At 69.2% G+C, this 21,584-nt stretch carries 20 protein-coding genes; 10 read left to right on the top strand and 10 right to left on the bottom strand.

Annotation, left to right across the window (positions count from 1 at the left end):
• The first annotated feature begins 22 nt into the window (after nucleotides 1-22).
• Nucleotides 23-373, top strand: a complete 351-nt coding sequence (locus tag WNM05_RS21880) for a YbjQ family protein (RefSeq protein WP_434631063.1) — start codon at nucleotides 23-25, stop codon at nucleotides 371-373.
• Here WNM05_RS21880 and WNM05_RS21875 read toward each other — a convergent pair.
• Genes WNM05_RS21875 through WNM05_RS21855 form a run of 5 tightly spaced genes read right to left on the bottom strand, consistent with a single transcriptional unit; the run spans nucleotide 370 to nucleotide 7,373 of the window.
• Nucleotides 370-1,275 (bottom strand): GNAT family N-acetyltransferase, encoded by a 906-nt coding sequence (locus tag WNM05_RS21875; RefSeq protein ID WP_434631061.1) that lies wholly within the window; start codon nucleotides 1,273-1,275, stop codon nucleotides 370-372. The genes WNM05_RS21880 and WNM05_RS21875 overlap by 4 nt on opposite strands.
• Nucleotides 1,272-2,537, bottom strand: coding sequence for a phenylacetate--CoA ligase family protein (locus tag WNM05_RS21870; RefSeq protein WP_434631058.1), 1,266 nt, complete (start codon nucleotides 2,535-2,537; stop codon nucleotides 1,272-1,274). The genes WNM05_RS21875 and WNM05_RS21870 overlap by 4 nt, the downstream gene beginning before the upstream one ends.
• A 39-nt stretch (nucleotides 2,538-2,576) precedes the next feature.
• Nucleotides 2,577-4,982, bottom strand: coding sequence for an acyl-CoA reductase (locus WNM05_RS21865; protein ID WP_434631055.1), 2,406 nt, complete (start codon nucleotides 4,980-4,982; stop codon nucleotides 2,577-2,579).
• 1 nt (nucleotide 4,983) lies between these two features.
• Nucleotides 4,984-6,114 carry an acyl-protein synthase gene (locus WNM05_RS21860; protein WP_434631052.1) on the bottom strand — a complete coding sequence of 377 codons (1,131 nt, stop codon included), beginning with the start codon at nucleotides 6,112-6,114 and terminating at the stop codon, nucleotides 4,984-4,986.
• 29 nt (nucleotides 6,115-6,143) lie between these two features.
• Nucleotides 6,144-7,373, bottom strand: a complete 1,230-nt coding sequence (locus WNM05_RS21855) for an MFS transporter (RefSeq protein ID WP_434631049.1) — start codon at nucleotides 7,371-7,373, stop codon at nucleotides 6,144-6,146.
• A gap of 343 nt (nucleotides 7,374-7,716) precedes the next feature.
• Between WNM05_RS21855 and WNM05_RS21850 the strand changes: the two genes are divergently transcribed.
• Both WNM05_RS21850 and WNM05_RS21845 read left to right on the top strand, forming a co-directional pair.
• Nucleotides 7,717-8,478 (top strand): CDP-diacylglycerol diphosphatase, encoded by a 762-nt coding sequence (locus WNM05_RS21850; RefSeq protein WP_434631046.1) that lies wholly within the window; start codon nucleotides 7,717-7,719, stop codon nucleotides 8,476-8,478.
• Between the two features lie 96 nt (nucleotides 8,479-8,574).
• On the top strand, nucleotides 8,575-8,967 hold the full coding sequence (locus WNM05_RS21845) for a VOC family protein (protein WP_434631043.1): 393 nt from the start codon (nucleotides 8,575-8,577) through the stop codon (nucleotides 8,965-8,967).
• A 137-nt stretch (nucleotides 8,968-9,104) separates the two neighbouring features.
• Here WNM05_RS21845 and WNM05_RS21840 read toward each other — a convergent pair whose 3' ends face one another.
• Nucleotides 9,105-9,881, bottom strand: coding sequence for a tRNA threonylcarbamoyladenosine dehydratase (locus WNM05_RS21840; RefSeq protein ID WP_434631040.1), 777 nt, complete (start codon nucleotides 9,879-9,881; stop codon nucleotides 9,105-9,107).
• 277 nt (nucleotides 9,882-10,158) lie between these two features.
• Between WNM05_RS21840 and WNM05_RS21835 the strand changes: the two genes are divergently transcribed.
• The gene (locus tag WNM05_RS21835; RefSeq protein ID WP_434631038.1) at nucleotides 10,159-10,383 is read left to right on the top strand and encodes a hypothetical protein; all 225 of its coding nucleotides are present in this window, start codon (nucleotides 10,159-10,161) and stop codon (nucleotides 10,381-10,383) included.
• A 113-nt stretch (nucleotides 10,384-10,496) separates the two neighbouring features.
• Here the strand turns inward: WNM05_RS21835 and WNM05_RS21830 are convergent, their stop codons facing one another.
• Nucleotides 10,497-10,832 (bottom strand): darcynin family protein, encoded by a 336-nt coding sequence (locus tag WNM05_RS21830; RefSeq protein WP_434631035.1) that lies wholly within the window; start codon nucleotides 10,830-10,832, stop codon nucleotides 10,497-10,499.
• Between the two features lie 103 nt (nucleotides 10,833-10,935).
• Here WNM05_RS21830 and WNM05_RS21825 point away from each other — a divergent pair, with 103 nt between their 5' ends.
• The 6 genes from WNM05_RS21825 to WNM05_RS21800 all read left to right on the top strand — a co-directional run bounded on the left by WNM05_RS21825 (nucleotide 10,936) and on the right by WNM05_RS21800 (nucleotide 18,442).
• Nucleotides 10,936-11,568, top strand: coding sequence for a TetR/AcrR family transcriptional regulator (locus WNM05_RS21825; RefSeq protein WP_434631032.1), 633 nt, complete (start codon nucleotides 10,936-10,938; stop codon nucleotides 11,566-11,568).
• Nucleotides 11,556-12,584 carry a threonine aldolase family protein gene (locus tag WNM05_RS21820; protein ID WP_434631029.1) on the top strand — a complete coding sequence of 343 codons (1,029 nt, stop codon included), beginning with the start codon at nucleotides 11,556-11,558 and terminating at the stop codon, nucleotides 12,582-12,584. Before WNM05_RS21825 ends, WNM05_RS21820 begins: the two co-directional genes overlap by 13 nt.
• 53 nt (nucleotides 12,585-12,637) lie before the next feature.
• The gene (locus WNM05_RS21815; protein WP_434631027.1) at nucleotides 12,638-13,360 is read left to right on the top strand and encodes a substrate-binding periplasmic protein; all 723 of its coding nucleotides are present in this window, start codon (nucleotides 12,638-12,640) and stop codon (nucleotides 13,358-13,360) included.
• An 11-nt stretch (nucleotides 13,361-13,371) separates the two neighbouring features.
• On the top strand, nucleotides 13,372-14,139 hold the full coding sequence (locus WNM05_RS21810; protein ID WP_434631024.1) for an alpha/beta hydrolase: 768 nt from the start codon (nucleotides 13,372-13,374) through the stop codon (nucleotides 14,137-14,139).
• Nucleotides 14,140-14,208: 69 nt separating this feature from the next.
• On the top strand, nucleotides 14,209-16,242 hold the full coding sequence (locus WNM05_RS21805) for a prolyl oligopeptidase family serine peptidase (RefSeq protein ID WP_434631021.1): 2,034 nt from the start codon (nucleotides 14,209-14,211) through the stop codon (nucleotides 16,240-16,242).
• Between the two features lie 175 nt (nucleotides 16,243-16,417).
• Nucleotides 16,418-18,442: a M13 family metallopeptidase gene (locus WNM05_RS21800; RefSeq protein WP_434631018.1), complete on the top strand. Its 2,025-nt coding sequence runs from the start codon at nucleotides 16,418-16,420 to the stop codon at nucleotides 18,440-18,442.
• A gap of 58 nt (nucleotides 18,443-18,500) precedes the next feature.
• On the opposite strand, the gene WNM05_RS21795 is transcribed toward WNM05_RS21800, so the two are convergent.
• From WNM05_RS21795 to WNM05_RS21785, 3 genes are all read right to left on the bottom strand, one after another.
• Entirely contained in the window at nucleotides 18,501-19,031 is a 531-nt protein-coding gene (locus WNM05_RS21795; RefSeq protein WP_434631015.1) for a YfaZ family outer membrane protein, read from the bottom strand.
• 73 nt (nucleotides 19,032-19,104) lie between these two features.
• On the bottom strand, nucleotides 19,105-19,737 hold the full coding sequence (locus WNM05_RS21790) for a YceH family protein (RefSeq protein WP_434631013.1): 633 nt from the start codon (nucleotides 19,735-19,737) through the stop codon (nucleotides 19,105-19,107).
• A 62-nt stretch (nucleotides 19,738-19,799) separates the two neighbouring features.
• Nucleotides 19,800-21,332, bottom strand: a complete 1,533-nt coding sequence (locus tag WNM05_RS21785) for a glycine betaine uptake BCCT transporter (protein ID WP_434631011.1) — start codon at nucleotides 21,330-21,332, stop codon at nucleotides 19,800-19,802.
• Nucleotides 21,333-21,584: the final 252 nt, after the last annotated feature.

Below are 21,584 nucleotides of genomic sequence, written 5' to 3'. Positions count from 1 at the left end.
GGCTCTTATCCAGGAGAACGCCATGCTGCCCGCCCGCATGATCACCACCGCCTTCGAACTGCCAGGCTATCGCATCGTCGCCAATTTCGGCGTGGTGCGCGGCATCACCGTGCGTTCGCGCTCGCTGGTCGGCAACTTCCTCGGCGGTCTGCAGTCGCTGTTCGGCGGCAATATCACCATCTATACCAGCCTATGCGAGCAGGCGCGTTCGGAAACCTACGCGCTGATGTGCGAGCACGCGATGGCGCAGGGCGCCAACGCGGTGATCGGCATGCGCTACGACGCCACCGACGTGATGGCGGGCCTGACCGAGGTGCTGTGCTACGGCACCGCGGTCAGGGTGGAGCCGCTGGACGCGTCGTCGGCCGGCTAGCCCGCTCCCAGCCGGAGCAGGCGTTCGGACTGCGGATCGCAGAAGCCCGGCTCGCCGTCGCCGTGTCCGCGCAGGAACAGCAGCTGCCAGCCGACGGTGTCCGGCAGCAGGCCGCCGAAGCGGAAGCCGTCGCGTTCCAGCTGAGGCAGCCTTGCCAGCGTTTCCGCCGCGGCCGGCAATTTCAGATAGATCAGCTGGCCGGCCGGCAGCGCCGCCAGCTCCCGCAGCCGCGCCTCGGCGGGCTGGCTGACGATGATCTCCAGCCGTTGGCCGTGGCGGCTCAGGCTCAGCCTGGGCAGGCCGGCCTGCCCGGATTCGCCGGTTTCACCGAAGGCCAGCCGCAGCGGCGCCACCCACGTCTCCCAGCCCGCCGGCCACTCGAGCCGCGGCAACGGCCTCGGCTGCAGCGGCAGGCAGCCTAGCACGATGCTTTCCGGTTCCGGTCCGGCAAACGGCGTGTCGATGTAGTCCAGCAGCAGCGCGGTGTTGTGAAAGCCCAGCGCGCGCGCGACGTACTGGCTGCGCGGATGCGAGCAGACCTGCTTGATCGTCAGCAGTTCGACGCCGAGGCCGACGGCCGCGTCGCGCAGGTGGCGGCCCAGCAGGCTGGCGATGCCCTGGCCGCGCGCGTCCGGGTGCACGACGTTCATTGCCAGTTCGGCCTGGCCGGGCCTGGCCGGGTCCATCCACAGCGCCGCGTGGCCCAGCAGCCTGTCGTCGCGGACCGCGACCGCCGAGCGCCATTGTCCGCTGGCGTTGCGTTGCTGGATCTGGCTGGGCAGATAGACGTCGGCGTAGAAATAGCGGTCGCCGTAGATGGCGCGGAACAGCGCGCTGATGTCGGCGGCGTCGGATGGCTGGTAGTCGCGCGCCCAGGCGGCTTGCGGATGGCGGGCGCTCATGCGGTGGCCTCCGCCGGCCGGTAGTCGCGCAGATCGGCCACCCGCATCAGCTTGCCGGAGCGGGGGTGGGTGCGCATTTGCGCCGGCGCGACCTGTTCCAGCTCCAGGTCGAGCTCGCCGGCGGCGCACAGCGCGGCCATCGCCGGCTGCGCCCGCAGCAAGGCCTGCCGCAGCGGCGGCAGGTCCAGCGGCGTGCGAGCCGCCAGCAGCAGCCGCAGGCAATCGCGGCCGTGCCGGCGCGAGATCTGCAACTGCCACGCCAGCAGCTCGCCCTGGCTGAGCAGCGAGGCGCCCAACTGGTCCGGAAACAGCGACAGGGTGCCGACGCGGACGCGATGGCCGTTGCCGGCCCGGCCCAGCAGCGCGAACTTGCGGTTCGGGCCGGGTGGCTCGCGCCAGCAGGCGAGATCGCCGCTGGGATAGCGTATCACCGGCATCAGCCTGCGCTGCAGATTGGTCAGCAGCAGCAGGCCGGGCCGGTCGGGCTCTTCTATCGCCTCGCCGCTGTCCTCGTCGACGATCTCGACGATGTTGTCGCCGTCGAACATCCGGTGTTCGCCGTGCGCGCAGTCCGGCTCGGCGTAGCCTATCAGGCCGGCGTCTACGCTGGCGCAGCCGATCGAGCCTATCCGCGCCAGCGGAAACACCTGCTTCAACAGCGCGATCTGCTCGCCGAACAGGCTTTCGCCGGCGTAGAGCACCGTTTCCACTTCGGACAGCGCCAGCGCGTTTTCGTCCAGATAGTGGGCGAAGCGCAGCAGTTGGGCCGGCACGCCGGCCAGCACATTGATCCTGTGGACGCGGATCGCGTCGATGAGCACGTCGTCGTCGACATGGCAGGTGAACGGGAATTCCAGCACCGGCACCGGCGAGCGCGACAAGGCGTCGTGGGTGAACAGCAGGCTGGTGTACAGGTCGCCGGCGAAGAACAGATTGGCGACGCGGTCGCCGGCGCGCAGCTGGCGCGCGAGGCCGGAGGCGAAGGTCTGGACGAAGGCCTGCCACTCGTCGCTGCTGAACACCGACAGCTTGCCGTCGCCGGTGGAGCCGCCGGTCTTGAACACATGGCCGCCGACCGGGGCGGCGGTCAGCGCCGGCCAGCGCGACAGGTCCCGCGAGTCCCGCCAGTAGGCGGCGGGGTCGACCGGCGGCAGCTCGGACAGCCGCCAGCCGCGTGCGGGCAGCTCGCGATACAGTTCGTGGTACAGCGGGGAATGGCGTCTGGCGTGCTCGACCAGCGAGATCAGTTTCGAATTCATCATTATGTGTGTATATGCCGGCGCCGTGGCGCCGGCCGGATTTCAATGTCTAAAGTCCATCACCAGCGGCGTCTTGCCGCTGTGCGGGTGGCGGCGGAACTCGGCCGCTGGCGTCCCGGTGATTTCCAGCCTCAGCAGGCCGCCGCCGACGACTTCGGCCAGTATCGGCTCCTGCAGCAAGCGCGCGCGTATCGCCGACGGATCGCCGTCGGCCAGCAGATGGATGCGGTCGCCGCCGTCGTCGGCGCGGTCGACCAGCCATTGCAGCGACAGGCCTATCTTCTCGGTCAGCGCGGTCGGATTGACGAAGATGGTGCCGACGCGCAGCAGCGCGCCGTGGCGGCCGGCCAGCCTGAAGCGCGGCGTGGCGAGGCCGCAGCGGCAGCGGCCGGGCAGCCACTGGCCGAGGTCGCCTAGGTCGTAGCGCTCGACTCGCTGCGCCTCGCGCTCGCGCGAGGTGAACACCAGGCGGCCGACGGCGCCGGGCGCGGCGGGCGCGTCGCTGTCGGTTTCCAATATCTCCAGCCACTGGGCTTCGGCCAGCAGGTGGAATTCCCCGTCCTTGCCGTGCGGGCAGGCGTGGCCCAGCGGGCCGGCGTCGACGGAGCCGTACATCGCCGAGCGGATCAGTTCGACGCCGAAGCTGCCGATGTAGGCGCGCTGGCCGTCGCTGATGTGCTCGCCGCCGCAGAACACCTTGCGCACGCCGCCGTAGCGACGCAGCACCCGGTTCTCGCATTCGAACAGCCGATGCAGCGTGCCCGGCATGCCGATCAGCGTGTTGATCTTCTGGTCGACGATGAAATGGGCGATCTCGCTGAAGTCGTCGTCGGACGGGCCGCCCATCGGATACTGCGTGACGCCCATGCGCTCCATGATCGAGAAGAAGCTGAGCATGCCGCCGTACAGCTTGCCGCCGTACAGCAGATTCATCGCGCGGTCGGTGGTCGGGTTCAGGCCGGCGGCCAGCATGCCGTCGGCGGCGGCGCGCATATGGTGGCGGTAGTCGCGGTAGCTGACCCCCGCCAGCTTGGGCGCGCCGCTGCTGCCGCCGCTGCGGAAGAACAGCTGGGCCTTGTCGTTGGCCGGCTCGCCCTGGAAGACGGCCTTGTCCATCAAGGGCAGCGCCGTCAGGCCTTCCGGTTCGGCCGGGGGCGCGTCCAGGTGGGCGTGGCCGGGCAGCGCGGCGGCGTCCAGGCTGACCGACACCCGGCGCGACAAGCGCTGCAAGGCGTAGACGCCGTCGTGCGGTTCGCCGTGGTAGCCGTCGTGCATCCGGCCGGCGGGCGCGACGCGGCTGACGCCGGCGGCCAGGAGCGCGCGGCTCAGCTCGGGCAGCCGCGCGGCCGGCGCGATCAGGCCGCAACTCTGCAGGCGGGTACGCCACGGACGGAGGACGCGGGCGAGCGCGGCGCACGGCGCCGGCCGCAATTCCACGGTGCGGAACAGCGGCGACGGCGCCAGCGCCTGTTCCATATTCCAGGCCAGCCGCCAGCCCTGGCCGGACAGCACCTGGTCCTGCTCGTCGGCGAAGGCCTGGTCCAGCCGGTGGAAGGCCATCCGGGTGCTGATCTCGGCGGCCTCCTGCAAATTAGGCGTCAGCGCCGGCCACTGCGGCGCGCGACGCGCCAGCGCGGCGGCAAGCCGGCGCGCCATGTCCTGGATCACCGCCGGATCGTCGCTGTCCACCAGCAGGGCCTGCGGGCTGGAACAGGCCTGCTGGTCCAGACGGCAGACATCGTCGGCCAGCGCGTCCAGCGCCTCGTCCGAGGCGGCGGCCGGATCGAGGTAGGCGAAGCTGACGCGATGGCCCCAGTCTATCCAGCGACAGCCGGGCGGCAACTGGGCGCGGATCGCCGTCAGCGCGGCGTCGCCGCCCCAGGCCGACACGCCGTCGGCGTCGGCCAGCAGCCTGCCCAGCTCGCCGCTGGCCACCGGCAGCACCGCCAGGCGCGCGGCAAGCTTGCCGCTGGTGTCGTGCTGCAGGAATTCCGCCAGCAGCCTGGCGCTGAGATCCCGGTCGCTGCCGCTGGGGCGCAGCCAGTTGATATTGCCGGCCAGCAGGCCTTCCAGCGCGGCCATGAACGGCAGCAGCGCCGCATTGGACGGCGTCACGTGCAGCACCAGGCCCAGCGGTTGCCAGGCTTCGAAGCGCGCCTCGCGGTAGTCGGGCCGGCGCAGGGAGAACGGGCGCTCGCCGAGCTCGCGCTCCAGCTTGGTCCGCAGCGTCCCGCGGCGGCAGAAGGCGGCCAGATCGGCGCGCGCGGGGTCGTCCAGCAGCGGGTGGCGCGGGGAGGCGGCCAGCGCGTCGGCGAAGCGCTCGGCGCAGGACAGCACGGTCTCGACGTCGACCGTGTCGGCCAGCGTGTCGGCCAATCGGCCGCGCAGCGCGGCCAGTGCGGCATCGAGTTCGAGATCGGCGCGCAGTTCACCATCAATCAGATACATGTCAGGACTCCTTGATCAGTTCGGACGCGGCCAGCGCGCAGCTGCGGCTCTTGCTGGTGCCGGCGCGGCCCAATAGCTCGAACCAGTCGGTGGCCAGGCCGCAACCGCAGCTCTCGGCCGGATGAACGACGGCGAGGTCGCTCTGCAGCATGCTGTGCGCCGGGCTGGAGGTGATGTACGGCGAAACCAGATGCAGGAAGCCGGCCTCGCCGTAGGGCAGCCGCGCCAGCGTCGCGGTGTCGCGCGCCCAGGCGCGGGCCCAGCTGGGCACGTGGAAGCGGTGGCGCGGGCATTCGTTGTACGGCACCGGATGTTCGACCGAGCCGTAGCCGTCGCGGCAACGCTCGTCCGGCAGGCCCAGCTGCTCGCCGAGCCGGCGGTACAGCTCGAGCTTGGGTATCTCTTTGTCGGCGTGGGTCTTCCAGCCGCCGCCGAGCAGGACCAGCGATTCCGGATGCAGCGCCAGCGGAGGCAGGCCCATGTCCCGCATCCGCTCCAGCGTGAACCACAGGAAGGCGGGGAAGCCGAAGATGCGCACCGGCAGGCCCTCGTCGGCGAACTCCCGCAGCGCGCGTATCGCGCCGAACGGGTCGAACTCGTTGCTCTTGCCGTTGTGGCGCAAGGCGTAGACGGCGCGGTTGATCGGCGCGTACTTGCACAGGAACTGGTCGGTATAGGCGGTGCCCAGCGTGATGGCGCCTGCCGGCTCGTAGCTGAGCAGCAGGTAGTTGCACGCTTGCTCCGGCGTGTTCCAGCCGTAGTGGTCGAAGATGCGGTCGACCATGCGCTGGGCGGCGCCTATGCTGCGCGCGTCGTAGCGCATCCGGCTCTTCTGGCCGGTGGTGCCGGACGAGGTCAGTTCCAGCGCGTCCTCGCCGGTCTTGCTCAGCAGCAGCCTGCGCTTGAAATAGTTGGCGAAGATGGGCGGCAGTTGCGACCAGTCGGACAGGCCGGCCAGCCGCTCCGGCGTGAAGCCGTTCTGTTGCAGCCATTGGCGGTAGCCTGGGCTGTGTTCGCAATGGTAGTCGACCAGCTCGCGCATCGCGGCGTCGAACAGGCGGTCGCATTCGGCGTCGGCGCGGTACGGCTGTTCCAGCGCGCACAGCGCCTCGACATGGGGAAGTGTGCTCATGACGGTTCCAGTGATGAAGAAATCGGGCTTCAGGCGGCGACGGGGGCGGGCAGCGGCCGGCGCAGCAGCAGCCACAGCGGCGGCACGGCCAGCAGCGAGGCCAGGCTGATGCCGGCGGCGAAGCGGGCCGGGCTGTCGCCGGCGTCCAGCAGCGCGAGGACGGCGCTGCCGCCGCCCAGCATCGCGGTGGACAGCATGCCCAGCATCGCGGCGACGCTGCCCTTGGCGTTGTCGCTGCTGTACAGCGTCAGCCGGTACAGCGTGGCGTTGCCGAGACCCAGGCCGAAGGCGTAGACGGCCAGGCAGGCGACCAGCGCCGGCAGAGACGGCTGAAGCGGCGCGGCGAGGCCGGCCAGCGACAGGCCGCCGGCCATAGGCCACAGCGCCAGCCGCAGCAGGCGGGACAGTTCCATGCGGCCGGCCAGCCGGTTCAGCAGCAGATTGCCGGCGATCATCGCGGCGAACACCGGCAGTTGCCACAGGCCGTATTCCAGGCCGCTGTAGCCGAGATGGCGGATCAGCAGCAGCGGCGACAGGCCTATCCAGGCGATCAGCGGCAGCGTCAGCAGGCCCAGCGCCAGGCTGCCGCAGACGAAGTCGCGGTGCCGCAGCAGCGCCAGATAGTTGGCCAGGGCGACGCGCAGGCGTAGCGGCGTCGGCGCGCCCATGGTTTCCGGCATCCAGCGCCACAGCCCCAGCGCCACCAGCGCGGTGGCCGCGGCAAGGGCGGCGAACAGTTCCCGCCAGGAGAGCGCTTCCAGCAGCAGGCTGCCCAGCAGCGGGCCGACCAGCGGCGACAGCAGCGCGATATTGGCCAGCAGCGCCATCAGCCGTACCGCGTCGCTCTCGGCGAAGGTCTCCTGCAGCGCCGGGTAGCTGACGACGACGATGAAGCCCAGCGCGATGCCCTGGACGAAGCGCAGCAGATTGAACCAGGCGATGTGCTGGCTGCCGGCGGCGGCCAGGCAGGCGAGCGCGAAGATCAGCGTGCCGGCCAGGAGCAGCGGGCGGCGGCCGAAACGGTCGGACAGCGGGCCGATCAGCCACTGGAAGGCGATGCCGCCGAGCAGGAAGGCGTTCAGCGCCGTCGGCACGTGGCGGCTGTCGGCGGCGAAGTCGGCGGTGACGCGCAGCATGGCCGGCATCACCATGTCGCTGGCGAGATAGGTCAATAGTTCGAAGGCGGTGAGCAGCAGGCAGAACAGCAGGGCCTGTCGGCGGGAGATGGCGAGCAGCGGGCGAAACGGTTCAGCGGACATGGGTGACGCGGTTTTCCTGATGAGGGGTGGTTGCGGCGCCCGGCGGCGAGGCCGGCGCGGAATCGGCGCCACCATAGGTCAATTCCTCCGACCCAGACCCTGTCCTTTGGTACTGGATTCGGTGTTTGTGGCTTTTTTTGGCTGATATGAGGAATGTCAGGTCGCTTATTTGTATTTAAATTGAATTTGTTTTGGATAAAAATCAACAAGTTTGGCAATTTAATTGCCCTGTTGTCTGACAATTTTCAATGGAGTTTCGGCGATTGGTCGCGGCGCTGGCGCGGGTTATCATGCCGACGTCGGCCGCGCGGACGGCCGAGGACCATCCTGGAATCCGGTGACGATGAAGAAACGACTGTTGCTCAGCATCGGCCTGTGCGGCCTCGCGGCCGCCGGCGCGTCCTACTATGCCTTGGCCGACGGCGATGCGCTGTGGCGCATCGTCGGCGAACAATGCGTGCCCGGCCAGCAGGCGCAGGGCGCGCCGGCGCCCTGCGCCGAGGTGAAGCTGTCGCAGGGCGTGGCGGTGTTGAAGGACCGCGACGGCGCGCTGCAATACCTGCTGATTCCGACCCGACGCGTCGGCGGCATCGAAAGCCCGCAGCTGCTCGACGGCGACGCGCCGGCCTATTGGCGCGAGGCCTGGGCGGCGCGCGCCTTCATGGATGCCCGGCGCGGCCAGCCGCTGCCGCGGCGGGCGGTGTCGCTGGCGATCAACTCGCAATACGGCCGCAGCCAGAACCAGCTGCACATCCATATTTCCTGTATCGACCGCACGGTTAGGCAGCAGATCGACGATCTGGACGACGGCCTGCCGCGGCGATGGCGCCTGTTGCCGGTGGAACTGAAGGGCCATGCCTACTGGGCGCGGCGCGTCGACGCCGACGCCGACGGCAATCCGGTCGGCGACCCGTTCCGCTTGCTGGCCGACGAAATGCCGGGCGCGCGCGACGACATGGGCCGCTACGGTCTGGCGCTGTTGCCGGCGAGCTTTTCCGACGGCGACGGTTTCGCGCTGCTGGCCACCCGCGTCGACCTGCTGCGCGCCAACCGGGCGTCGGCCGAGGAATTGCAGGACCACGACTGCAAGATATTGCGGCAGTGAGCGGCGGCGCCCGTTCGCGGTATCATCGCGTCCTGGCCGCGGCGCGGCATGGTCCGGCGGAGTTCCCGCCGGCGGCGCCGGGCAAGGGGGACGGATATGAAGCAGAGTCTGGCGCTGGTGTCGCTGGTGGTGGCCGACTACGACGAGGCCATCGCATTCTTTGTCGGCAAGCTCGGTTTCGAGCTGAGCGAGGACAGCTACCAGGCGGAGCAGGACAAGCGCTGGGTGGTGGTGACGCCGCCGGGTTCGGCGGCAGGCCTGCTGCTGGCGCGGGCCAGCGACGACGCGCAGCGCGCGGCGATAGGCAATCAGGCCGGCGGCCGGGTGTGGCTGTTCCTGGACACCGACGATTTCTGGCGCGATTACGAGCGCTACCGCGCGGCCGGCGTCGAATTCACCCGCCCGCCGCAGCAGCAGGACTACGGCACGGTGGCGGTGTTCCGCGACCTGTGCGGCAATCAGTGGGACCTGATTCAGCGCAAGGACTGAGTATCGATTGGTAATGCCTGACGCGACATTGGCGTTTGTTGTCGCGGAGACATAAGGTTTTCGATGCGTCCCGTGGCCCTAAACCGCCGATGCCGCAAAAAGACCTTGAACAGGCGCTAAGAGCCGGCGTAGGAGGCTTACTTTTTGGCCTTGGCCAGATCGGTCAGCACCCGCGACGCGGCGAACAGGCCGAAGCTGGCCGTCACCACCATGCCTGCGCCGAAGCCGGCGCAGGACAGGCCCTGCGGTCCGCGGGCCTGGCCGGCGTCGCAGGCCTCCGCCTGCGGATAGACCAGCTGCTCGGTCGAATAGACGCAGGGCACGCCCATCTTCTTGCCGTCGCGGGCGAAACCGTGATGGCGGCGCAGGTTATAGCGGAGCTTGGACAAGAGCGGGTCCTGCGTGACCTCGGCCAGGTCGGCCAGCTTGATCCTGCTCGGGTCCATCTGGCCGCCGGCGCCGCCGGAGACGATGAAGCGCTGGCGCTTCCCGGCGCACCAGGCCGCCATCGCCGTCTTCACCTTCAGGCTGTCTATGCAGTCGACGATGTAGTCGTAGCCCTGGCCCAGCATCTCGTCCATATTCTCCTCGGTGACGAAATCCTCTATCTCCGTCACCTCGCAGGCCGGGTTGATGGCCTTGATCCGCTCGGCCAGCGCCGTCACCTTGGCCATGCCGTAAAGCGGGTCCAGCGCCGGCAGTTGTCGGTTGGTGTTGGATTCGGCGACGTTGTCCAGATCGATCAGCGTCAGCCGGCCGATGGCGCTGCGCGCCAGCGCCTCCACCACCCAGGAGCCGACGCCGCCGACGCCGACCACGCAGACGTGGGCGCGGCGAAAGCGCGTCAGCGCGTCGTCGCCGTACAGGCGGGCAATGCCGCCGAAGCGGCGGTCGAGGTCGGCGGAATGGTCCATCGGTATAACCTGTTGCGCAAAAACGGCCAAGGATAACCAAGCGGACGGCGCCATGCCAGCCCCGGCGAGGTTTTGTCCGGCGCCGGGCGGGGGCGGTGTGGCGTTTCTGCCGGGCGTGAAGGATTTTTTACAATCCAACTGCTTGATTGATTGGAACCTTTTTTCGATTGCCTTATCTTGTTCTATACGCGCCCGAGCTGGGCGCGTGTCCGGGACCGGCATGAATTGCCGCGTGCAAATCCTCTGCCGGCCGACTCTCAGCATTAGGGAGATTCCGATGAAGCAGCAAAGATTCGATATCGATTTGGACAAGCACTACAACGCCACCGTGGTGATCGCCTGCGAAGAGTGTGGGAAGGAAACCCGCCAGCATCTGAGGACCATATTGCCGGACCAGTCGCTGCGCTGCAGTTGCGGCGCCGACATCTCCTTGGCGGCGCCCGACATCCAGCGGGCCGAACGCCAGGCCGACGCCATCCGTCAATCGTATCGAATCCACTGAGCGGACCTTCCCACAATCTGTAGAAACGCCTCGGCCGGCATCGCCGCCGGCCTTGTCAGGCAAGCGCCTGAATTGATCGTCGGACGGCGGCCCAAGCGGCCGCCGTCGGCGTTTCAGTCGGCCAGCTGGGCGTCGTAGTCGCGGAAGCCTTCCTCCACCGCCGGAATGATGTCGACGAACTCGAAATAGGGCTCGGTCACCAGCCTGCTGTCGCGCAACGCGTCTATCAGGTAGTGGAAGGCCTGCAGCGAGCCGGTCTCGAACATCGCGACGTCGCTGCAGCGGGTGGTGAAGGCCTCGGCGTCGAACCAGCGCATCCTCACCTCCGGATAGCGGGCGTAGATCGGCTTCAGGGTCTCGTCCTCGAAGCGGCGGCGCTCCGGCCGGCTCAGCCGCAGCCAGTTGGGGTGGACGCGCATCAGCGCGAAGAAGGTCAGGGTCTTGGACATCGTGGTGCTCCCGTATCGATGGAAATAGACGGCGGGCCGGCTCCGCTCAAGCACTAATGTAAGCGCGCTTGCGATGCCGGAAAACTCGTGTTTAGCTAGGCCCATGACCGTCATTCCGCAGCCGCGCAAACAGCCGCGCCAAGCCCGTTCCCGCCATGCCGTCGCCGCCATTCTCGAAGCGGCGGCTCGCATTCTGGCCCGCGACGGCTACGCCGCCTTCAACACCAACCGCGTCGCCGAGTTGGCCGGCGTCGGCGTCGGCTCGCTGTACCAGTACTTTCCGAACAAGCAGGCGCTGCTGGCCGCGCTGCACCGCCGTCACGGCGAACAGACGCTGGAGGCGCTGGCCGCCGCGCTGGCGCACGGCGCCGGCCGGCCGCCGCGCGCGCAGCTGGCGGCGATGGTGGCGGCCACGCTGGACCTGCACCGGCGCGAACTGGGCCTGCACCGGGTGCTGGAGCGCGAATGGCCGGCGTATGACGAGCCGCCGGCCAGCAATCCCGGCGACGCCGCGCTGCGCGAGCTCGTCGCCGGCTGGCTGGACGGCATCGGCGCCGACGCCGGCCGGGCCGGGCTGCTGCTGGCGATGGCCGACAGCCTGGTGCACGGCCTGCTGCTGGACGCCGACGCGCCGGGCGAGGCGCTGGACGATGTGATCACCGACGCGCTGGCGGGCTATCTGGGCCTGCCGGCGGGCAACGACACGCTAGAGGAGAAGCACAGATGCAGTGGATAGATTTCCGCAGCGACACCGTCACCCAACCGACGCCGGCGATGCGCCGCGCGATGGCCGAGGCCGAGGTCGGCGACGACGTCTACGGCGACGATCCGACCGTGCTCAGCTTGGAGGCGCTGGCCGCCGAGAAGCTGGGCAAGGAGGCGGCGCTCTTGGTGCCCAGCGGCACCTTCGGCAACCAGCTGGCGCTGTTCACCCACTGCCGGCGCGGCGACGAGGTCATCGTCGAGGACAACAGCCACATCGTCTGGCACGAGGCCGGCGCGGCGGCGGTGATCGCCGGCGCCCATCTGCGGACGATAGAAGGCGACAAGGGACTGATGGCGGTCGGCGACATCGAGCGACGCATCCGCGTCGGCGACGACATCCACGAGCCGCGCACCGGCCTGATCTGCGTCGAGAACGCCCACGGCAACGGCCGGGTGCTGCCGCTGGCGGCGATGGCCGACACCGCGGCGCTGGCGCGCGGGCACGGCGTGCCGGTGCATCTGGACGGCGCGCGGGTGTTCAACGCCGCCGCCAGCCTGGGCTGCGACGTGCGCGAGATCACCGCCCACGCCGACAGCGTGATGGCCTGCCTGTCCAAGGGCCTGGCCGCGCCGATAGGCTCGATACTGGCCGGTTCGGCCGGCTTCATCGCCGAGGCGCGCCGCAAGCGCAAGTTGCTGGGCGGCGGCCTGCGCCAGGCCGGCGTGATCGCCGCGCCCGGCCTGCTGGCCTTGACCGAGATGGCGGCGCGGCTGGACGAGGACCACGCCAACGCCCGCTACCTGGCCGAGGGTCTGGCCAGGCTGCCGTGCGTCGACATCGATCCGGCCGATGTCCACATCAATCTGGTGTGGTTCCGTTTCAACGCCGACATCGACGCCAGCGAGCTGATGTCGGCGCTGGAGCGGGCCGGCTTCCGCGCCAATCCGCCGCAGCAGGGCGTGATGCGGCTGGTCACCCACTGGCAGGTCGGCCGCGCCGACATCGACCGGCTGCTGGAGGCGATGCAGCGCGTGCTGTGCGATTGACGGCGCGGCGGGCGGCTATAAACAGTAGGTAAGGACCGATGGGAGCAGGCCGCATGCGGCATCGCTTGACGTACGGCGCGCTGCTGGCGGCCGTTTTCCTGTCCTCGCCGCCGGGACGGGCCGACGGCCTGGCCCAGGTGCGCATCTACACCGACGACGACCCGCCGTATGTGATGGTCAGCCCGGACGGCCAGGTGATGGGCGGCACCACGGTGGAGAAGGTGACGCGGGTGATGCGCCGGCTGGGCCTGCCGTTCGGCGTCATGCAGGCGGCGCCGTGGGCGCGCGCCTATCAGGAGGCCAAGACCCGGCCGTATGCGATGGTGTTCCCGATCGCCAGGACGCGCGAGCGGCAGAAGTATCTGGACTTCACGTTCAAGATTCTCGATGCCGACATCTATTTCTACCGGCTGGCGGCGCGCGGCGACGTCCAGCCGCGTACGCTGGACGAGGCGCGCCGCTACCGCGTCTGCGTGGTGCTGAACGACTACCGGCACGAATACCTGGCGGCGGAAGGCTTCGCGCGGCTGGAGCTGTCGCCGGATTCCACGCTGAACGTCAGGAAGCTGGCCGCCGGCCGCTGCGATCTCTTGCCGTCGACCGAGACCGGCATCGCCGGCAAGCTGAAGGCGCTGGGCCTGGACAGGACGCTGGTGGCGCGCGGCATCCGGCTGGACGGGCTGGACAGCGGCTTGTACGCCGCCTTCAACAAGGACACGCCGCCGGATGTCATCGCCCGCTTCAAAGCGGCCGCCGCGGCCGCCGACGCCCCCTGAGGAGAGCCGCGATGCGCGCGACCCTGCTGCTGTTGTGCTGTCTGGCCGCCTTGCCGGCCCAGGGCGAGGAACTGATCGAAATCCCGACCCGACCCGGCGTCAGCCTGCGCTTCCTGCTGCTGGAGCCGCCGGGGCCGGCGCGCGCCAATCTGGTCCTGCTCGCCGGCGGCGAGGGGCTGCTGAAGCTGTCGGCCGGTGGCGAGATGGGCGCCGGTCGAGGCAATTTCCTGGTGCGCACCCGCCAGGACTGGGCTGACATGGGTTTCCGCGTCGCGGTGGTGGACGCGCCTTCCGACATGCCGCGCGGCCTGCTCGGCGATTTCCGCGAGAGCCCGGAGCACGCGGCCGACGTCGCCGCCGTGTCCGGCTATCTGCGCCGCGGCGCGGCGCTGCCGGTGTGGCTGGCCGGCACCAGCCGCGGCACGACGTCGGCGGCGGCGGTCGCCTTGAACCGGCCGGACGCGGCCGACGGCCTGCTGCTGACCTCCAGCATAGACGCCGGACGCGGCAACCTGGCCCACCTGCCCTTGGAGCGGCTGACCATCCCGGTGCTGATGATCCAGCACCGCCGCGACGAGTGCCGCGCCAGCCGGCCCGGCAATCTGGGGCCGGTAGTGGACAGGCTGCGCGCCGACGCGCCGCGCGAGCTGATGCTGCTGGACGGCGGCAAGAACGACGGCGATCCATGCCAGCCCTGGGCCTGGCATGGCTACAACGGCATCGAGAACCGGGTGCTGGACCTGGCCGGGCGCTGGATGCTGGCCCACGATCGGCGCTGAGGCGATTTGGCAGCGGCGCGCGCCGGTGCTACCCTCGCCGCCATTCATCGATTCTCCATCGCTATCGCCATGAACCCGTCCCACGATACCCACGCCTGGCTGGAAAGCCTGGACTCCGACCGCGCCGCCGCCTGGGTGGCCGAGCAGAACGCCCGCACCGAGAGCGTGCTGGACGCCGATCCGCGCTTCCCGTCGCTTCGGCGCGAGATACTCGAGCACCTGCGCGACACGCGGCAGATTCCGTACTTCGCCGAGCACGAGGGCTGGCTGTACAACTTCCACCAGGACGAGGCGCATCCGCGCGGCATCTACCGCCGGACCACGCTGGACGCCTACCGCGCCGGCAGCCAGGACTGGCAGACGGTGCTGGACATCGACGCGCTGGCGGACGCCGACAAGCGCGACTGGTATCTGGACGGCGTGTCGCATTGCACCGTCAGGCCCGAGCGGGCGCTGGTGCACCTGAGCGACGGCGGCGGCGACGCGACGACGGCGCGCGAGTACGACGTCGACGCGCGGCGCTGGACCGAGGACGGCTTCAGCTTCCCCGAGGGCAAGAACCACATCGCCTGGCGCGATCCGGACAGCGCCTTCGTCTGCCCCGGCTGGAAGGGCGCGCCGCTGACCCGCGCCGGCTATCCGCGCGAGGTGTGGCTGGTAGAGCGCGGCGACGGCGGCCAGCATCGCTGGACGCAGCTGTTCGCCGCGCCGGAGGACGCGATGATGACGGCCGCCTGGCGCTTTCTCGACAGCGACGGCGGCGTCGTCGACCTGATCGAGGCGTCCGACGGCTTCTATCGCAAGACCTACCATCTGCTGGACGCCGGGCTGGCGTCGCGGCCGCTGCCCCTGCCGCCCAAGGCCGAGATCGAGGCCTATCTGGCCGGCGACCTGATCGTCAAGCTGGCCGAGGACTGGGACTGGCGGGGCGCAAGCTACCGCAGCGGCAGCCTGCTGGCGGTCGGTCTGGCCGGCCTGGTCGGCGACGGCCCAGCGCCGCAGCTGCTGCAGGCGCCCGAGCCCAGGCTGGCGGTGGCGGCGGTGGAGAGCACCCGCAGCCGGCTGCTGGTCCAGCTGCTGGACCAGGTCAGGAGCCGCATGCTGTGCTTCGCCAAGCTGGACGGCGTATGGACGACGCAGCCGCTGGCGCTGCCGGAGGACGGCGTGATCGAGATCGCCGACCAGCCGTGGCAGAGCGATGTGCTGTACTACAGCTACAGCGATTTTCTGACGCCCAGCGGCCTGTATCGGCTGGACCTGGACGGCGGTGAAGCCGAATGCCTGCGCCGCCAGCCCGAGGCCTTCGATCCGGCGCCGTATGTCGCCGAGCAATGGCAGGCGACGGCGCCGGACGGCGAGCGGATACCGTACTTCGTCGTCAGGCGGCGCGACGCGCCGTTCGACGGTTCGACGCCGACGCTGCTGTATGGCTACGGCGGCTTCGAGGTGCCGATGCTGCCTTATTACATCGAGAATTTCGGCCCGCACTGGCTGGGGCGCGGCGGCGCCTTCGTGCTGGCCTGCATACGCGGCGGCGGCGAGTTCGGCCCTGACTGGCACCAGGCGGCGCAGGGGGCGAAGCGCCAGGTCAGCTTCGACGACTTCATCGCGGTGGCCGAGGACCTGATGGCCCGCAAGCTGACTTCGCCGGCCAAGCTGGCGATAGAGGGCGGCAGCAACGGCGGCCTCTTGGTCGGCGCGGCGATGGCGCAGCGGCCCGAGCTGTTCCGGGCCGTGGTGTGCGAGGTGCCGCTGCTCGACATGCTGCGCTACACCGAGCTGTTGGCCGGCGCCAGCTGGATAGACGAATACGGCGACCCGGACGATCCGGCCGAACGCGCCGCGCTGGCCGCCTATTCGCCTTACCACCACATCCGCGCCGACGCGCGCTATCCGCTGGCCCTGTTCACCACCAGCGCCAGCGACGACCGCGTGCATCCCGGCCACGCCCGCAAGATGGCGGCGAGACTGCTGGAGCTGGGCCACGATGCGCTGTTCTACGAGACCGACGGCGGCGGCCACGCCGGCAACGCCGGCCAGGAGGAGACCGCCGCCGAACTGGCGCGGGTGCTGGTGTATCTGTACCAGCGGCTGATGGACTAGGGTCGGCGACAACGAGGAAAAGGGGCGCGAGGCGCCCTTTTTCGCGTCCGGCGGCGGCGATGCCGATTGCATCGCGCCGTTGCTGGCGGCGGTCGGTGCGGCGTACCATGGACGGCGGCGGGGCCGCGTCAGCGCGGCCCCGCCCCGTATTTGGAAAAATATAAAGAGGAAAACCATGCAAGGAAGAAAATTGCTGCCATTGGCGTGGCTGCTGTGCCTGCCGATGGCCGCCTGGGCCGACGGCGGCGACCTGGACTACGGCAGCTACGGCATCGATTTCGGCGGCATCGACCACTCGGTGCGCATCCAGGACAATATCTCGCTGTACGCCAACGGCGCGTGGATGAAGCGCACGCCGATTCCGGCCGAGCGCTCGTCGATAGGCGTGACCGAGCTGCTGTACGACCGCAACCAGCAGCGGGTGAGGGACATCATCGAGCACGCCGACCCGGCCGTCTCGCCGGACGCGCGCAAGATCGCCGACCTGTACCACAGCTTCCTCGACGAGGCGGCCATCGCCAAGCGCGGCCTGGCGCCGCTGCGGACCAAGCTGGCGGCGATCGCCGCCTTGAAGGACGCCGAGCAGGCGATCGCCTATATGGCGACGCTGCAGGACCAGCCGGAAGACACGCCGTTCCGTTTCTACGTGGCGCAGGACAGCAAGAACTCCGCCGCCTATCTGGCCGGGGTCGGCCAGGCCGGCCTGGCGATGGACCGCGACTACTATCTGGGCAAGTCGGCCGACTTCGCCGCCGCGCGCAAGGCCTACCGCGGCTATCTGGCGCGCCTGCTGACGCTGGCCGGCGAGAAGCGGGCCCAGGCCCGCGCCGGCGCGGTGCTGGCGCTGGAGACCCGCCTGGCCGAGGCGCAGTGGAGCAATGTCGAGAACCGCGACATCCAGAAGACCTACAACAAGGTGGCGGTGGCCGATCTGGGCCGGCGCCTGCCCGGCTACGACTGGCCCCGCCTGCTGAACGGCGCCGGCCTGGCCGCGGCGGCCGACCTGAACCTGGACCAGCCCAGCTATCTGGCCAAGCTGCCCGGCCTGTTGCGGCAGACGCCGCCGGCGGTATTGCGCGACTATTTGACGCTGCGCCTGCTGGATGCCTACTCGCCGTATCTGGACCGCGCGTGGACGGCGGCGCGCTTCGACTTCTACGGCAAGGCGCTGGACGGCCGCAGCGTCGACAGGCCGCGCTGGAAGAAGGCGGTGACGCTGGTGGACGAGGGCATGGGCGAGGCGGTCGGCAAGCTGTACGTCGCCAAGTATTTCACGCCCGAGGCCAAGCGCCAGGCCGACGAGCTGGTGCGCAATCTGCTGGCGGCCTACGACCAGAGCATAGACGGCCTGGACTGGATGAGCGCCGAGACCAAGCGGGAAGCCCACGTCAAGCTGTCCAAATACATGCCCAAGATAGGCTATCCGGACAAATGGCGCGACTACTCCAGCCTGGCGATCGGACCGGACGACCTGGCCGGCAACGTGCGGCGCATCGCCGAATTCAACTACCGCCGGCAGAGCGTCCGGCTGGGCCAGCCGGTGGACCGCGGCGAATGGGGCATGACGCCGCAGACCGTCAACGCCTACTACAACCCGGCCAATAACGAAATCGTGTTCCCGGCCGCCATTCTGCAGGCGCCGTATTTCGATCCGAAGTTCGATGCCGCGGTCAACTACGGCAGCATAGGCGCGACGATAGGCCACGAGATCAGCCACGGTTTCGACGACCAGGGCCACCAGTTCGACGGCGACGGCAATATGCGCAACTGGTGGACGCCGGCCGACGAGAAGCACTTCAAGGACGTGACCGCCAGGCTGGTCAAGCAGTACGGCCGCTTCGAACCGGTCAAGGGGCATCGCGTCAACGGCGAGCTGACGCTGGGCGAGAATATCGCCGACAACGCCGGGCTGGAGATCGCCTACAAGGCGTACAAGATCGCGCTGGGCGGCAAGGACGCGCCGGTGCGCGACGGCCTCAGCGGCGACCAGCGTTTCTTCATCGCCTTCGCCCAGTCCTGGCGCGGCAAGGCCCGCGACGCGGCCGTGCTGAAGCAGCTGGTGTCCGACCCGCATACGCCGGACCTGTGGCGGCCGATCGGCACCGCCAGCAATCTGGACCCGTTCTACCAGGCATTCGGCGTCAAGCCGGGAGACAAGATGTATCTGCCGCCGGAGCAGCGCTTCCACCTGTGGTGGTAAGCGTAGGGGCATGAAAAACGGCAGCCTGGGCTGCCGTTTTCGCATCGATGGGTCGGGATCAGAAGCTCAGGCCGGCGCCCAGGTAGGCGCCGTCGGCGAGCCGGCGGCTGCGGGCATCGTCGCTGCGGCGGATGTCGAAATAGCGGTAACCGGCTTCGACGCTGAGCGGGCCGACGACGTTCCAGCGCACGCCGGCGGCGTAGTCGCTGACGCGCTTGACGCTGCCGCTGGCGAAGCTGTCCGGCGCGTAATAGGCCTGGCCGAACAGCTTGACCTTGGGCGCGAGGTCGAAGCTGGCGCGGCCGCCTATCAGCGCGGCGGTGGCGGAGCCGCTGTCCGGCGACAGCGCCATCAGCTTGCCGCCGCCGGCCACCGTCAGCGGCCCCAGCGGCAGCGCGAACTCCAGGCCGGCGCCGCCGGCGCTGCCCTTGTGGTCTTCGCGCAGGTAGTCGAGATTGAGGCCGATGCCGAAGCCGTCGGGCGTGCGGCTGAATTGCTGGGTGCCGTTGCCGGCGCCGAATAGGTAGTCGGCGGCGTGGGCGCCGCCGGCCAGTCCGGCCAGCGCCAGGGCGATTGCGAGGTGCTTCATGCGGTCATTCCTGTTTGGTTCGAACGTCAACAGATAGTGACCGATTGCTAAAAAACAAGTTCAGCGCGCCTGTTCAGCCGTTCAGCCGCTGCTCCAGCGCCAGCACCATGGCCTTCAGCGCCGCGACCTCGGCCTCCAGCGCGGCCACGCGGCCGGTCAGGCCGACGTCTATCACTTCGCAGGCTGGCTGGGCCGGGAGGATCTGCGGCTCGCCGGACAGCAGATGGCACCAGCGCGCCTCGCGCTCGCCGGGCTGCCGCTCCAGCTTCATCACCAGCGGCGGATACTTGTCGGCCAGCGCATTCAGCGCGGTCTCGACCTCGTCGACGCCGGAGAAGGCGTAGATGCGGCCGGAGCGGGTGCGGATTTCGGCGGCGGTCTGCGGGCCGCGCAGCATCAGCAGACAGAGCGCGGCCAGCCGCGCGCCGTCGATGTTCCAGGCGTAGTTCAGGCGGTGCTCGTATTTGGCCACCCGGCTGCCGGCCGGCAGCCGCTCGGCGACCAGTTTGGCGGCGATCAAGGCATCCAGCGCGGCGCTGATTTCGGCTTCCGGCAATTGCAGCACCGGTTCGCGGCTGGTCAGCTGGTTGCAGGCGCCGGCGAGGCCGTTCAGCGTCATCGGGTAGGCGTCCGGCGTCAGCGCCTGCTTTTCGACCAGCGCGCCGAGCACGCGCACTTGTTGCGGGTCGAGTTGATGCGTCTCCATTGTTTCCTCCATCGCGGGACCATCCCGCCATCATCGCATCAAATCGCCGGCGCGTCGCGCCCCTAGCCCTGCTGCTGCCGTTCCAGCGCCTCCAGCTGGCGCAGCCTGCGGATCTCGCGGCGGCGGCCGTCGCGCTCCTCCTGGTCCAGCGCCCGGTACAGCGACACGGCCATGCCTATCATGATCAGCATGAAGGGCAGCGCGCTGACGATCAGCACGGCCTGCAGCGCCTTCAGGCCGCCGCTCTGCAGCAGCACCAGCGCGATGACGGCCAGCAGCACGCCCCAGATCAGCTTGACCCTGTGGCTGGGATTCAGGCTGCCGCCGCTGGTGAACATGCCGAGCACGAAGGTGGCCGAGTCGGCCGAGGTGACGAAGAAGATGATGACCAGCAGCATGGCCAGCAGAGACAGCAGATGGCCGCCCGGCAGATGCTCGAACATCACGTACAGCGCGGTGGAGACGTCGGCCTTGACCGCGCCCACTAGGTCGACGCCGCCGAACAGCTGCAGGTCCAGCGCGGTGCCGCCGAAGGCGGAGAACCAGGCGAAGCTGGCCAGCGCCGGCACCAGCAGCACGCCGACCATGAATTCGCGTATCGTGCGGCCGCGCGAGACGCGGGCGATGAACATGCCGACGAACGGCGCCCAGGTCACCCACCAGGCCCAGTAGAACAGCGTCCAGTTGGCCATCCAGGTGCCCTGGCTGAACGGGCTCATGCGCAGGCTGGTGCTGGTCAGATTGCCCAGATAGTCGCCCAGCGTCGTGGTGAAGGTGTCGAAGACGAAGCCGGTCGGGCCGAGCAGCACCACCGCCAGGAACAGCAGCAGCGCCAGCGCGACGTTCAGATTGGACAGCCACTTGATGCCGCGGGCCAGGCCGGTCAGCGAGGACAACAGGAACAGCGCGGTGGCGATGGCGACGATGGCGACGGTCAGCCAGTCGGACGGCGCGATGCCGAACAGCATCTGCAGGCCGCTTTCTATCTGCAGCGCGCCGAAACCCAGCGTGGTGGCGACGCCGAACACGGTGGCCAGCACCGCCAGCACGTCGATGGCGATGCCGACGGGGCCGTCGACGCGATCGCCGAGCAGCGGGCGGAAGGCGACGCTGATCAAGCCTTTCTGGCCGCGGTTGAACTTGAAATAGGCCAGCGCCAGCGCGGTCAGGCTGTACACCGCCCACGGATGCAGTCCCCAATGGAAGAACACGTGCCGCATCGCCAGCCGAGCCGCCTCGGCCGATTCCGGCGCGGTGGAGCCGCTCGCCGGCGTGGCGAAGTGAGAGATCGGTTCGGCCACGCCCCAGAACACCAGGCCTATGCCCATGCCGGCGGAGAACAGCATCGCGAACCAGCTCAGACGCGAGAACTCGGGCTCCTCGTCCTCCTTGCCCAGGCGGATGTGGCCGAAGCGGCCGAAGGCCAGATAGATCGCGAACACCAGGAAGCCGAACACCGACAGCAGATAGAACCAGCCGAAGCGGGAAATGGTGTAGCTCAGCCAGGCGGAGGCGACGCCGCTCATGTGCTCGGGGGCGGCTACGCCCCACAGGGCGAACAATACGGTCAACAATAGGGACAGGCGTAAAACCATCGGAACTCCTATGGCAATGGCGGCGGCGCGGACCTGGCGCGAGGCGGGCCGCCGCGGGAAATGGCAAGACTGGCGGCTCGGGGCGAGCGCCGCGGATGGCCCGGTGTGCGGGCGCGGGACGAAGGGCATCATCTCGGATTCATAAGCGGCGCCGCCGGGCGTGGCCGGCGGCGCGGAATCCGGTGCCGTTTCGATTGAATTTCTGAGTAAAATCAGGCTGTTGTTTTTTAGGCTAACATTATTAGCGTTTGC

Origin of the sequence: Chromobacterium sp. CV08, from assembly GCF_051129845.1 — a bacterium.
GTDB lineage: Bacteria > Pseudomonadota > Gammaproteobacteria > Burkholderiales > Chromobacteriaceae > Chromobacterium.
The sequence above is the reverse complement of the archived record's forward strand: the minus strand, read 5'-3'. Positions and strand labels throughout refer to the sequence as shown.

What these genes read in the sequence shown, in the direction of transcription:
- WNM05_RS21825 (WP_434631032.1), top strand. Translation starts at nt 10,936, where the DNA reads ATGACCGTCATTCCGCAGCCGCGCAAACAGCCGCGCCAAGCCCGTTCC.
- WNM05_RS21830 (WP_434631035.1), bottom strand. Translation starts at nt 10,832, where the DNA reads ATGTCCAAGACCCTGACCTTCTTCGCGCTGATGCGCGTCCACCCCAAC.
- WNM05_RS21880 (WP_434631063.1), top strand. Translation starts at nt 23, where the DNA reads ATGCTGCCCGCCCGCATGATCACCACCGCCTTCGAACTGCCAGGCTAT.
- WNM05_RS21875 (WP_434631061.1), bottom strand. Translation starts at nt 1,275, where the DNA reads ATGAGCGCCCGCCATCCGCAAGCCGCCTGGGCGCGCGACTACCAGCCA.
- WNM05_RS21835 (WP_434631038.1), top strand. Translation starts at nt 10,159, where the DNA reads ATGAAGCAGCAAAGATTCGATATCGATTTGGACAAGCACTACAACGCC.
- WNM05_RS21865 (WP_434631055.1), bottom strand. Translation starts at nt 4,982, where the DNA reads ATGTATCTGATTGATGGTGAACTGCGCGCCGATCTCGAACTCGATGCC.
- WNM05_RS21790 (WP_434631013.1), bottom strand. Translation starts at nt 19,737, where the DNA reads ATGGAGACGCATCAACTCGACCCGCAACAAGTGCGCGTGCTCGGCGCG.
- WNM05_RS21870 (WP_434631058.1), bottom strand. Translation starts at nt 2,537, where the DNA reads ATGATGAATTCGAAACTGATCTCGCTGGTCGAGCACGCCAGACGCCAT.
- WNM05_RS21805 (WP_434631021.1), top strand. Translation starts at nt 14,209, where the DNA reads ATGAACCCGTCCCACGATACCCACGCCTGGCTGGAAAGCCTGGACTCC.
- WNM05_RS21845 (WP_434631043.1), top strand. Translation starts at nt 8,575, where the DNA reads ATGAAGCAGAGTCTGGCGCTGGTGTCGCTGGTGGTGGCCGACTACGAC.
- WNM05_RS21785 (WP_434631011.1), bottom strand. Translation starts at nt 21,332, where the DNA reads ATGGTTTTACGCCTGTCCCTATTGTTGACCGTATTGTTCGCCCTGTGG.
- WNM05_RS21800 (WP_434631018.1), top strand. Translation starts at nt 16,418, where the DNA reads ATGCAAGGAAGAAAATTGCTGCCATTGGCGTGGCTGCTGTGCCTGCCG.
- WNM05_RS21810 (WP_434631024.1), top strand. Translation starts at nt 13,372, where the DNA reads ATGCGCGCGACCCTGCTGCTGTTGTGCTGTCTGGCCGCCTTGCCGGCC.
- WNM05_RS21855 (WP_434631049.1), bottom strand. Translation starts at nt 7,373, where the DNA reads ATGTCCGCTGAACCGTTTCGCCCGCTGCTCGCCATCTCCCGCCGACAG.
- WNM05_RS21815 (WP_434631027.1), top strand. Translation starts at nt 12,638, where the DNA reads ATGCGGCATCGCTTGACGTACGGCGCGCTGCTGGCGGCCGTTTTCCTG.
- WNM05_RS21820 (WP_434631029.1), top strand. Translation starts at nt 11,556, where the DNA reads ATGCAGTGGATAGATTTCCGCAGCGACACCGTCACCCAACCGACGCCG.
- WNM05_RS21840 (WP_434631040.1), bottom strand. Translation starts at nt 9,881, where the DNA reads ATGGACCATTCCGCCGACCTCGACCGCCGCTTCGGCGGCATTGCCCGC.
- WNM05_RS21850 (WP_434631046.1), top strand. Translation starts at nt 7,717, where the DNA reads ATGAAGAAACGACTGTTGCTCAGCATCGGCCTGTGCGGCCTCGCGGCC.
- WNM05_RS21795 (WP_434631015.1), bottom strand. Translation starts at nt 19,031, where the DNA reads ATGAAGCACCTCGCAATCGCCCTGGCGCTGGCCGGACTGGCCGGCGGC.
- WNM05_RS21860 (WP_434631052.1), bottom strand. Translation starts at nt 6,114, where the DNA reads ATGAGCACACTTCCCCATGTCGAGGCGCTGTGCGCGCTGGAACAGCCG.